Consider the following 11,168-nt stretch of genomic DNA (forward strand, 5'->3'; position numbering starts at 1 on the left):
TCAATTTGAAAAATGACTGCGGTCAAAAATCATTGGCGTGATTTCTGACAACCCTCTCATGAATAGCAGAGCAGGAGGAGAGGGAGAAGTGGTCCGTCAAATCTACATCAGAACTTCGCAAACCCTTGAGAATCGGCGGCAAAAACTTATTCGTCGAACAGAAAGGACTCGAAGCCGTGGAAGAGTTTCAGGTGATCATCCACGGAGAGCATTTCGGCCCGAATGCCGCCATCGAAGCCGAGTTCGGCCAGTTTGGCGTCGATCACTTTCTTGTCTTTGCGGCCGCTTGGCCAGCCGGCGATGGCGGATCGCAGGTTCTTCCGGCGATGGGTGTAGAGATCGCGCAGGAAGGCCCGCCAGCGCTTCATGGCGGGGAGTTTGGCGATTTTCTCCGGGTCCGGCTTGATCATCACGACGGCCGAATCGACGGCCGGTTGCGGCCAGAAGTTCGTCGGGGCGATCGTCCGCACGATCTCGGCGCTTCCCAAAGATTGCACCAGCACGGCCAGCGAGTTGTAATCCTTCGTCCCCGGCAGGGCGATCATCCGCTCGGCCACTTCAAGCTGCACCATCGCGACGAACCGCTCGATGGGCAGGCCGCTAATCATCAGGTTGGCGATCAATGGCGTGGCGATGGCGTAGGGAAGGTTGGCCACCAGTTTCATCTTGGTGAGCTTCATCTCATCCCGCATGGCGATCCAGCCGTCGATCATGTCCGGGTTGAGTTCGTTTTTCCCGGCCAGACAATCGCCGTGCAATTGCCGGACGTTCGGCTGATGGAACAGGATGCCCCGCGCCAGATTGAAGAAATCCGGGTCGAGTTCGACCGTGAAGACGCCCCCGGCATCAAAGGCCATCCGGGCGGTCAGCCCGCCGGTGCCGGTGCCGACTTCGAGGACGCAATCTTCCTTCGTCAGTTCGCCGGTGCGGGCGACGAGATCAACCAAGTTCAGGTCAATGAGGAAGTTTTGCCCCATCTTGTTCTTGGGGATCAGGCGGCGTGATTGAAGCAACCCTTTGATGTAGTTGAGAGACTGACGCTGTGTCGGGGGAATTTGATCCATTAGTGAAGTCTATGAAATCGTGGAAGAAGAGTTTCACGCAAAGTTCGCCAAGAGGCAAAGTTCGCCAAGGATCGTTGGATTTGCGGGCCAATTCCCCGCCGATATTTGCCGCTATTTTATTCGATGATTCTTGGCGAACTTTGCCTCTTGGCGAACTTCGCGTGAAATTCTTATTTATTTGGGCTCAATTAATTTCGCCACATGCTTCGCCAGCATGTCGGCTTCCAAGTTGACCGGGTCGTCGGCCACTTTCAGGCCGAGTGTGGTGATGGCTTGTGTGTGCGGAATCAGCATGACGCTGAACCGCTCGGCCTCGACGTTTACCAGTGTCAGGCTCACGCCATCCACGGCGATGCTTCCCTTGGGGACCATCAACTTCGTGAGGCTCGCCGGGCAGCGGAACCAGACATCTTCCCAATCGCCGTTGCGTTCTCGCCGGTCGATTGTCCCCACGGCATCCACATGCCCTTGGACAAAGTGCCCGCCGAGGCGGTCCCCCACGCGCAGGGAACGCTCCAGGTTCACCGAATCGCCGGGTTTTAGGTGGCCGAGGTTGGTTTTGAGAAGGGTTTCCGGCCCCACGTCGAAGTCGAAGGTGTCTGCCGAGAAGGCCACGACGGTGAGACATGCCCCGTTGACGGCGACACTCTCGCCAAGAACCAAATCACCGGCCATGCCGTGTCGAATGACCAGTTTCTTGCCGCCGGGCGTGGCTTCGATGCGTTCGACAGTGGCGAGGGTTTCGACGAGGCCGGTGAACACAATCATCCTTTGGGTCAGTTTGGTGGCACACTTCAAAATGACCAATGACCAATGGCCAATGACCAAATCAACAGGGTCATCGGTCATTGGTCATTGGGTCATTCCCGCAACGCGGGCTCACGTCCCGTGTTCCCAAGCGGTCGAGTACTTCTCTTGCTCGGCGCTCATGGTGTCGATCTTGATGCCCATGCTCAGGAGCTTTTCGCGGGCCACGTAGTTTTCGATCTCGACCGGCACGCCGTGGACGGCGGGCTTCAGCTTGCCCTTGTTCAGCACACAGTATTCCGTGGCGAGGGCTTGGGTGGCGAAGCTCATGTCCATCACGGACGGCGGGTGGCCTTCGGCCATCGCCAGATTCACCAGCCGGCCGGAGCCGAGGACGAAAATCTTCTTGCCGCCCTTGATCTTGTATTCGTCCACTTGCGGGCGGACATCGGCGGTCTTCGTGGTCGTCAGCGATTCCAAAGCCGGGAGGTCCAGTTCCACGTCGAAGTGGCCGCTGTTGCAGACGATCGCGCCGTCCTTCATCGAGGCGAAGTGCGACTTGCCGATGATGTGCTTGTTGCCGGTGACGGTGATGAAGATGTCACCGACCTTGGCGGCTTCGGTCATGCTCATGACGGCGAACCCGTCCATCGCGGCTTCGAGGGCCGAGACGGGATCGATTTCCGTGATGATGACTTGGGCGCCCAGGCCGCGGGCGCGGCTGGCGACGCCCTTGCCGCACCAGCCGTAACCGGCGACGACCACCTTGCGGCCGGCGATCAAGCCGTTGGTCGCGCGGATGATGCCGTCGAGGGTGGACTGGCCGGTGCCGTAACGGTTGTCGAACATGTGCTTGGTCTTGGCGTCGTTCACGGCGATCACCGGGAACTTCAAGACTTTGTCCTTCTCCATCGCCTTGAGCCGGATGACGCCCGTGGTCGTCTCTTCCATGCTGCCGACGATCTTCTTGAACAGGTTCTTCAGCTTGGCTTCCGGGAACTGGCTGGCCCACTTCTTGACTTGCGGGTGGACTTCCTTCAACCGGCCCAAGGTGACGAACACCATCGCGGAGACGAGGTCGGCCCCGTCGTCCATCGTCACGTTCGGTTCAAACTCAAGGGCGGCCACGAGGTGCTTGTAGTAGGTGTCCGTGTCTTCGCCGTGGATGGCGTTGACATGCACGCCGAAGTCGGCCACGAGGCTGGCGGCCACGTCGTCTTGCGTGGACAGGGGATTGGAGGCGATCAGCATCACCTCGGCCCCGCCGGCTTGCAGCGTCCGCACGAGGTTGGCCGTCTCGGCGGTCACGTGGAGGCACGCGGCCATCCGCATCCCGGCCAACGGCTTTTCCTTGGCGAAGCGCTCCCGCACGCGGGTCAGGACCGGCATGTCCTGATCGGCCCAGAGGATTCGTTTCTTGCCAGCGGGGGCGAGTTCGGGTTTTGCGACATCGGACGTGGCCATCGGGACAAATACCTTCCTGAAGGATTTTCAAAGCATTATGGGCGAACATTTGATATAGAGACGACCGTGATCGGGCCAAGGGGACAACACCGCCGCAAACGGAGCCTCCGGCCCCGGAAACGCGGAACTCCTGCCGAACGTGGCACTTGGAATGGCGTGATGGACAACGAACAGAAGAAATTCCTCAGGGACTTGTTGAATCAAGTCCTGCAAATGGCCCTCGGCGCCACCATTTGACTCCCCTGTTCTGCCAGCGGGCAAACGAGCGAACGATCAATGCCTCGGCGCAGCGATAACATTGTTGGTTCGTTCGCTATCCCAATCCGAACTTGGGGGATTGCTCCTGCAGGTTGCGGGCCAAGCGAACGAACAAAGCGGCTTGGACGGCGACTGCTTTGCTTGTTTGTTGCATCGCTCAACCCTGGTGAAACGGCTTGATGGCGACATCCGACTTTGTCAGTCGGTTCCCGCGCTGGCACAGCTTCAAGGACTGGCACCGGGCCACGTCATGCGCCAGCGTCACCCGCCGGTCCATCTGTTTGATCGACCCCAAGTCCTGACCCAGCGAGTCCGCCAAGAACGTGGTCAGTGTCCAACGAAACCAAATCATTAGTTCTGCAAATGCCCTAATGATTGTTGCGATGAAGGGTTTGCGTCGTGGAATCCGACATGATTTTTACGAGACACACAGATCCTGCGGGATGTGGCGAACACATCAATCCAATATCCTCCTGCGTGACCAATGCCGCACACCATTTGCCCGATTGTGAAATTTTGCGATAAGGAGAGACACTTGGAAATCCAGAGCTTTGGGATATTATCCTAAGATTATCTGCCGAAACGAACCATATCCTATCCACCTTGGCATGTGATTGATTTTGTGAGATGGCAAACACGTTACTGCTGTCATTCATCGTGACCAAGGGAGGAACTTCGCCCAAGGGCCAAGAAAACAAAGAATTCCGGCTTGGATTATGAATCGCGACGCGATAATTTCGATATGGAGGAAGATCAAACTCTATATCAAATATCTGCGATATGGAAAATGCCAGCCCACCCAGAGCACAGCCAAACATTTCAATGCTATCTTTTGAAATCCGGCTTCCCTGAAGTTGATCACAATCAATTATCCAATATCTGTCTAACGCGTCAATTCCGCGAAAAAGACAATAACGATTGCGACTTGAAAATATTGCAGCCAAATCATCTGAGATGTCAATCGATATAATGGGCATATCGATCAATGGATCAATTAGCTCGTATTTACAGAATTCAGTCCCGTAACTGACTGTGTGAGCAAGAAGTTGTCCGGTCGATCGCCCATATGATGCCACTATTCGTCTTTCAGCATAATGGCGTTTGGCCACAGATCGGCATCTCTGTATATCCCAGATTTCAATTGCCGATTCGGTAACACATGCAATTAATGTGGAATTCAAAAACCGAACTGTGCATTCAGATCCCGCAATCGTCACGGGCAACTGCGTGACAATCAGCCCAGTCCCGCAGTCTCGTAGTGATATTTGCCCCAGTTCAATTGCAGCTAAGAGGTTCCCATCTGGACTTAAATCAACCTCGCCAACTTTTTTGAGTTCGCAGGCAATTTTCTTGGTTAGAGATCCAGTTTCAAGGTTCCAGAGCGAAACAGACTTCATGTCCGCACTCACATATACTAACAAACTCTCGTCACTGGAAAAGAAAAATCTCGCCCATTCATCATCGCCAACTTCAATCACTTTGCAAGTGACATATGGGGCCGGTTGATTTTCTGAATATTCGTGTACGGTCAAATTGTTCATCATGCCAACTACCCTGAATGGAGCGTTCAAAACAATGAGACAACACTCCTTGTGCTTTTACGAACATTGCTCATTGTGTTCAAAAGTCCTTCTTGCTGAACTGCCGAGCGTCGGCGAGTTAAGAGCCACCGAAAAAACGAGTTCGGTGGTGAAGCGATGCCATTTGAACAGGACGCGGCCTGAGATTTATTATTGTCCGGGTTCAAAGACCAGATCAACACCCTCTGCGTTCTCGTATCCAGGAACTCCACTTCCATGACATATGTCATGGATCAAGCTCGAAAAATCTTCTGATATTCTTTTCACTTCCCAGCTTCGATAAATGACAAAAATCCCGTATTCATGATTTTTACTATCGATTACCTCGTGAGGATCCCAAAAAAAATGAGAAGTACCGATATCTGAGGCAAAGAATACAGCACGCCTGAATTGATCAACATCAGAAACATAGTCTTCTGGCATGCCCTTTTTGTTCTTATTTAAGATGTCAATGTCAAACGCTGCCGAACTGGCCGTTGGAACACAGACACGAAAACAATAGGGTAGGGTGAGAAAGCCGGGGCCGAAAACTTGGCAATAATCGCAATAACTTTTCGGCAGCATGAATCCCGTGTTTTTTTGATATTGAGCAAGAATTTTTCTCTGCACAGGATTGACTGAACCACCTTGAATCTCAAACTTCGCCAAGAGAGATACCCAGTCGGATTTCGATTTCTTCATTCAGTGATCTCCTTGCTACCCGTCATGAACATCAACCATAACCTCTTGACCGAGCATCGCTTTTCCTAACCAACGACGCCCTACGCCGCCGCTTTCTTCTCCCGTCGCGGCTTCGGTTGATGTTTCCAGCGCCGATGCAGCCAGAAGTATTGCTCCGGGTGTTCGAGGATCATTTTCTCGAAGCCTTTGGTGAAGCGTTCCGTCATCAGGCGCACGGCATCTCCCCGGCCGGTCACGGGGTAGTCTCTCGGGTCGATCACGTCGGTGATGGTGTAGGCGAAGCGCATCGGATGGCCGATCCGGGAGACGGAGACCAGCACCATCGGCACGTCGTGTTGCAGGGCCAGCAGGGCGACGGCTTTGTGGGTGGAGGCGGGGCGGTTGAAGAAATCGACAAACAGCCCGCGTTCGCCGGCGTCTTGGTCGCCGAGGGTGCCAAGGATGCCTTTGTTTTCCAGCACGGCGTTGATCCTGTCAAAGTCGCCGTTCTTGTCGAGGATCGTCTGGCCGGTTTTTTGCCGGAAGCGTTTGAGGAAGCGATCGAGATGCGGATTGTCCAGCGTCCGGGCGATCCCGCTCATTTTGAAGCCGGTCAGCCCGGTGATGTAGCTGGCCACTTCCCAGTTGCCGAAGTGACAGGTCACCGTCATCAGGCCCCGATCAACCATCAGATGCGGAATCAGCATTTTGATCCCGTGATCGTCCACATATTTGCGCCAATTGTGGAGATGCAGCCGCCGGGGCAGCACCATGATCTCGACGAGCATCGTGCAGAAATGCAGATAACACGCCCGCACCAGCCGATCACACTCGACGGGGTCCGCGCAGCGTTCCGGGAAGGCAATCCGCAAGTTCTCGCGGGCCACCTCCCGATGGCGCTTGTCCACCGTGTACGCAAACCAAGCCATCAAATCGGCCATTCGCAACGCGACCGTCAACGGCAGAATGTGCAGAAAGCACACGCCCAGCCGAAGCACGATGTAAACAAGCAAGTCAATCGTCGGGTTGGAAGGCTTCTTCGCCATTGATTAGGGCACTCCCATTGCCACGGAGAAGAGAAAGGCAATTTTTAGCCACGGATCGAACACGGATGAAACACGGATTCGGACAAAAGACAAGAATGATTAAAACCGGATAAGACAAATAAAGATTGATTTGTCTTATCCGGTTTTCAATATCGTTTTGGTTTTATCACGATTTGGTTTTTGTCCGAATCCGTGTTTCATCCGTGTTCGATCCGTGGCTAAAAAAATTCTTCTCTTTAACTTAATCTGATCACTCGGCCGGTTTTCATTGATTCATAAATCGCGCAGATCAACGCGACCGCTTTGCGGCCTTCGCGGCCGTCCACCTTGGGGGCGGTTTTCGTTTGGATGGCGTTCACAAAGTCAGTCAGTTGGCGGGCGTGGCCTTGGAAGGAGATGGCTTTGGGGTCGCTGGCGCCGCCGGAAACGCCGATCTTTTGGGCGAAGCGGGCTTTCACCGCGTCGTCGCCGGCGGTGGGCGGCTGGAACTCCCACCGCAGGATGTCTTCCTGTTCGATGACGGCCGAGCCGCGGTCGCCGTGGATGGCGATGGTCTTCGGCAAGCCGGGGTGAACGCTGGTGGTCGCCTGAATGACGCCCAAGGCCCCGCTCTTGAACGTGAGGGCGGCGACGGCCGTGTCTTCCACCTCGATACGCTCGTGGGCCAGCATCGCGGTGAATCCGGCCACTTGGGCGACATCCCCCATCATCCACAACAACAAATCGACGTTGTGAATGGCTTGGTTCATCAGTGCCCCGCCGCCGTCAAGGGCTTGGGTGCCTTTCCAACCCCCTTCGTCGTAATAGGCTTGGGACCGCCACCATTTGCAGGTGGTTTCCCCGAGGGTGAGACGGCCGAACCGCCCGGCCGCCACGGCATCGTGCAGGACCATGTTGGCATCATGAAACCGCGACGGGAAGATGGTGCAAAGCTGCACGCCGTGCTTGGCACAAGCGTCAATGATGGCGTCGCAGCGTTCCGGCGTGATTTCCAAGGGCTTTTCCACGACGACGTGTTTCCCGGCTTTGGCTGCCTCAACCGCCGGTTCGAGATGCGCCCCGCTGGGGGTGGTGATGATGACGACATCCACGCCGGGATGCTTCAACGCCTCGGCCAGACTCGTGAACACCGGCACGGCGGGAATCCCGGTCTCGGCGATCAGCTTTTCGGCGCTGGCCAGATTTCGCGTCACCAAGGCGGCGATTGTGGCCCCCGGAACTTCCGCGAGAGCCTTCACATGGAACCGGGCGATCATCCCACAACCAACGATGGCAAAACCAAGAGCGCCAGCCATTTAATATGCTCCGATTAACCGGGCCGCCTTCGTGATGTATTGAAGGCCGCTCAACACCGTGGCGGCGATCATCGCGTATATCAGGCCGAATTGCAAGGTGCCGAGAAGGTTTCCGAAGCTGTCAAACGCCGGGACTTCCCGGAGCCAGAGGGTGAGCAGCACGGCGATCAGCGTCACGCACTGGAGGATGGTTTTCAGTTTGCCGAACCAGTCGGCCCCGAATTTCTTGCCGAGGGTTTCCACATAGCCACGCAGGCCGGTGACAAGCAGTTCCCGGCCGATGACCACCGCCGTCATCCACGGCTCAAAACCAGAGGCCGGAACGGCCAGCAGGAAGATGAACGCGCTGCCGAGAAGCACTTTGTCCGTCAGCGGGTCAAACGTGCGGCCGAACATGGAAAGCTGGCCGAAGGTGCGCGCCCACCAACCGTCGATCCAGTCCGTGATGGCGGCAATCACGAACGTGAACAATGCGGCCGGCCACCAATTGAGATGGATGAACAGGCACAGCAAAACGGTCAGCGGCAGCCGGCTGATCGTCAGCCAATTGGGGGTCGTCCAGAGGTTGGGCTCGGCGGCCATTAGCTGGTCACCTCGGGTCGCCGATGGCCCGACCGGTGAGGTCGTAGATGTCGGCCCCGGTCACTTTAACGGTGACAATGTCCCCCGGTTTGAGGTTTTTGCCCTTCACGCGAACGGTGCCGTCAATCTCCGGGGCGTCCGCGTGGCCGCGAGCCGCGTAATGGTTCGCAAACTCCGGGTGTGGACCGTCGATGATGACATCGATTTCCCGGCCGACTTGCTTGCGGGACCACTCGAAGGCCACTTCCTGCTGGATGCCCATCAGGCGGTCCTGCCGTTCCTTCTTCACTTCGGTCGGCAGATGCCCGTCGAGCTTGGCGGCGGGGGTGTCCCCTTCCAGCGAGTAGGTGAAGGCCCCGGCCCGCTCGAATTTCGTTTGTTCGACGAAATCACACAACTCTTCAAATTCGGCATCCGTCTCGCCGGGGAAGCCGACGATAAAGGTCGTGCGGAACGTCAGCCCCGGCACGGCCTCGCGCCAACGGCTGATGAGCTTTTCAGTCTTCGCCCGGTCCACCCGGCGTTGCATCCGCTTCAACACGCGGTCGTTGATGTGCTGCAACGGCATGTCCACATATGGAATGACCTTTTTGGCGTTCGCCAGCGTTTCCAACAGTTCGTCCGTCACATGCTCCGGGTAAGCATACAACAGACGAATCCATTCGATCCCGTCCACTTTTTCCAGTTCGCGGAGCAGTTCGGCGAGGCGAACCCGGCCGTACAGGTCCATGCCGTAATAGGTGCTGTCCTGGGCGACGATGATGAGTTCCCGCACATCGTCGGAGGCCAGTTCGTTGGCCTCGCGGATGATCTCTTCCATCGGCTTGGTGGCATGTTTGCCGCGCATCTTGGGGATGGCGCAAAACGTGCAAAGCCGGTCGCACCCTTCGGAAATCTTCATGTAGGAATAATGCCGCGGCGTGATGCGAAGCCGGGCCGTGTCCTCCAGCGCCCGCACCGGGGCCGGACGGAAGATGCTGCGTTGTTCCTGTTGCTGGGTGGTGGCCCGGTCCAGCGCTTGCACGATCTCTTCCCGGCCGAACACGCCGACGATCTGATCGACCCCCGGCACTTCGGTGAGGAGCAAGTCTTTCTGCCGCTCGGCCAGACACCCGGCGACGACCACCGACCCGACCCGGCCCTGCTTCTTGAGTTCCAGCATCTCGCGGATGACGCTCAGGGACTCATCGCGGGCCGACTCGATAAAGGCGCATGTGTTGATGACGACAGTGCCCGCCCCGTCGGCTTCCGGCACGAGGCCGTAGCCATCCTGGGCGAGTTTCCCGAGCATGCGCTCGGAATCCACGGTGTTTTTGGGGCATCCGAGACTCACGAAGGCAAATGTGCCTTTCGAGGTTCGGGGTTCGGCTTCCATCGGCAAACTCAGCGTGGACACGGTGATCCTCACGGGGACATCGGCAAGCTGTTTAGAATATGGATTCCCCTTGGGTCACGCGAGGGGAATCGACCAATGACTGGCCGGTGGTGGCTGATACCCATTAACCAATGACCAATCGGGATTTGTTCAACGACCCAAAGATGAACTAAACGCAATCTTCTTGGTTGCGGGTGATTCCGCAAAGGCGGGCCGGCGAAGGAAGGGATGAATTCAATCAATGTTGGCGGCGACAACAGGCTGTCACCCGGGGCAACTCGGCCATTAGTTTCGCTCGGCTTGTCAATCCACCACTTCAAACTGGCTGAGGTCATTGATGACGACCTCAGCCACCGGGGGAGTGCCGTAGCCGCTATAGTGCGCCCACAAAATCTTTCCGGTGACACGCACGGTCTTTGACTTGAGGTGTTTCGCCACGTCCGTGATTCCGGCTCGTTTCAATTGCTTGATCGCATGATCGGTCAGGATCGCCTCGAAAACGGCCGTCTTCTTCTCCTGGGGGGCCTTCGGGCGAAGGCGTAAATCATCGGGGCCGTGGCCGATGTCCCAAGCCGCATCCTCGCCGCCAGCCATCTTGACCAAGATCGACTTCGACACATATTCGACCTTGAACTCGACAGTCGCCTTGTTCATATCCATTTTTTGCCGCACAACATCTTCTGGTGTCAGCACGTTTTTCTTGTCCGGTGCGGGCGGCGGCTCATCCTTTGGCTTGCCCTTTTCCGCAGGTTTCTCCGTGGGCTTCGTGCCATTCTGCTCCGCGGCCGTGCCGCTGGCAAGAAAGGTTACCCCCGTCGTCATGAAGCTGAGGAACAGCACGATGGTCATTGCCGCTTTCAGTTTGTTGAACAACATGGCTTTCATCACTCCATCTGTTAGAGCGGCGACGTTGGCCGAGATAGCTCCCGCGCCCGTCGCTTGTCCTGCCGCAAAGATGCTTGCGGCTTTGATTGTGTTCGACACCAACAACACCGGCACGCCCGCCGATGCGACGTTCGGCGACAGGACTACCGCCAACGCCCCGCCCGTGATTGTGACGCCCCGCCGGGCGAGCCGCTTCGCCAGCATTGCCCTCG

Annotated in this window: 10 protein-coding genes and 1 pseudogene; all 11 read right to left on the reverse strand. The window is 56.7% G+C overall.

The features are described 5' to 3' along the window. Positions 1–146: 146 nt before the first annotated feature. Complete coding sequence (rsmA, locus tag BGIM_RS50010; protein WP_020470009.1) at positions 147–1,064, reverse strand: 16S rRNA (adenine(1518)-N(6)/adenine(1519)-N(6))-dimethyltransferase RsmA; 918 nt, start codon at positions 1,062–1,064, stop codon at positions 147–149. Between the two features lie 174 nt (positions 1,065–1,238). Then, positions 1,239–1,913, reverse strand: coding sequence for a riboflavin synthase (locus tag BGIM_RS0111950; protein WP_020470010.1), 675 nt, complete (start codon positions 1,911–1,913; stop codon positions 1,239–1,241). Between the two features lie 30 nt (positions 1,914–1,943). Continuing rightward, a complete protein-coding gene (gene ahcY / locus BGIM_RS0111955; protein WP_020470011.1) occupies positions 1,944–3,275 on the reverse strand; it encodes an adenosylhomocysteinase in 1,332 nt (443 codons plus the stop codon). Positions 3,276–3,690: 415 nt separating this feature from the next. Next, the gene (locus BGIM_RS0111970; protein WP_020470013.1) at positions 3,691–3,885 is read right to left on the reverse strand and encodes a hypothetical protein; all 195 of its coding nucleotides are present in this window, start codon (positions 3,883–3,885) and stop codon (positions 3,691–3,693) included. A 16-nt stretch (positions 3,886–3,901) separates the two neighbouring features. Then, entirely contained in the window at positions 3,902–5,077 is a 1,176-nt protein-coding gene (locus tag BGIM_RS62785) for a WD40 repeat domain-containing protein (RefSeq protein ID WP_157368910.1), read from the reverse strand. Between the two features lie 186 nt (positions 5,078–5,263). Further along, complete coding sequence (locus BGIM_RS0111980; RefSeq protein ID WP_020470014.1) at positions 5,264–5,794, reverse strand: hypothetical protein; 531 nt, start codon at positions 5,792–5,794, stop codon at positions 5,264–5,266. A gap of 80 nt (positions 5,795–5,874) precedes the next feature. Then, positions 5,875–6,819: a lysophospholipid acyltransferase family protein gene (locus BGIM_RS0111985; RefSeq protein WP_020470015.1), complete on the reverse strand. Its 945-nt coding sequence runs from the start codon at positions 6,817–6,819 to the stop codon at positions 5,875–5,877. A 236-nt stretch (positions 6,820–7,055) separates the two neighbouring features. Continuing rightward, complete coding sequence (locus BGIM_RS0111990) at positions 7,056–8,114, reverse strand: Gfo/Idh/MocA family protein (RefSeq protein WP_020470016.1); 1,059 nt, start codon at positions 8,112–8,114, stop codon at positions 7,056–7,058. Then, positions 8,115–8,696, reverse strand: a complete 582-nt coding sequence (pgsA, locus tag BGIM_RS0111995; RefSeq protein WP_020470017.1) for a CDP-diacylglycerol--glycerol-3-phosphate 3-phosphatidyltransferase — start codon at positions 8,694–8,696, stop codon at positions 8,115–8,117. 7 nt (positions 8,697–8,703) lie between these two features. After that, a complete protein-coding gene (rimO, locus tag BGIM_RS0112000) occupies positions 8,704–10,071 on the reverse strand; it encodes a 30S ribosomal protein S12 methylthiotransferase RimO (protein ID WP_020470018.1) in 1,368 nt (455 codons plus the stop codon). 303 nt (positions 10,072–10,374) lie between these two features. Continuing rightward, a pseudogene (locus tag BGIM_RS0112005) lies at positions 10,375–11,168 on the reverse strand (hypothetical protein); the annotation flags it as partial.

The organism is Zavarzinella formosa DSM 19928, from assembly GCF_000255705.1.
Lineage (GTDB): Bacteria > Planctomycetota > Planctomycetia > Gemmatales > Gemmataceae > Zavarzinella > Zavarzinella formosa.

Excerpts from the sequence above, each read along its gene's own strand:
- BGIM_RS0111970 (WP_020470013.1), bottom strand. The coding sequence starts at position 3,885 with ATGATTTGGTTTCGTTGGACACTGACCACGTTCTTGGCGGACTCGCTG.
- BGIM_RS62785 (WP_157368910.1), bottom strand. The coding sequence starts at position 5,077 with ATGATGAACAATTTGACCGTACACGAATATTCAGAAAATCAACCGGCC.
- ahcY (WP_020470011.1), bottom strand. The coding sequence starts at position 3,275 with ATGGCCACGTCCGATGTCGCAAAACCCGAACTCGCCCCCGCTGGCAAG.
- BGIM_RS0111985 (WP_020470015.1), bottom strand. The coding sequence starts at position 6,819 with ATGGCGAAGAAGCCTTCCAACCCGACGATTGACTTGCTTGTTTACATC.
- BGIM_RS0111980 (WP_020470014.1), bottom strand. The coding sequence starts at position 5,794 with ATGAAGAAATCGAAATCCGACTGGGTATCTCTCTTGGCGAAGTTTGAG.
- BGIM_RS0111950 (WP_020470010.1), bottom strand. The coding sequence starts at position 1,913 with ATGACCGATGACCCTGTTGATTTGGTCATTGGCCATTGGTCATTGGTC.
- rimO (WP_020470018.1), bottom strand. The coding sequence starts at position 10,071 with ATGGAAGCCGAACCCCGAACCTCGAAAGGCACATTTGCCTTCGTGAGT.
- pgsA (WP_020470017.1), bottom strand. The coding sequence starts at position 8,696 with ATGGCCGCCGAGCCCAACCTCTGGACGACCCCCAATTGGCTGACGATC.
- rsmA (WP_020470009.1), bottom strand. The coding sequence starts at position 1,064 with ATGGATCAAATTCCCCCGACACAGCGTCAGTCTCTCAACTACATCAAA.
- BGIM_RS0111990 (WP_020470016.1), bottom strand. The coding sequence starts at position 8,114 with ATGGCTGGCGCTCTTGGTTTTGCCATCGTTGGTTGTGGGATGATCGCC.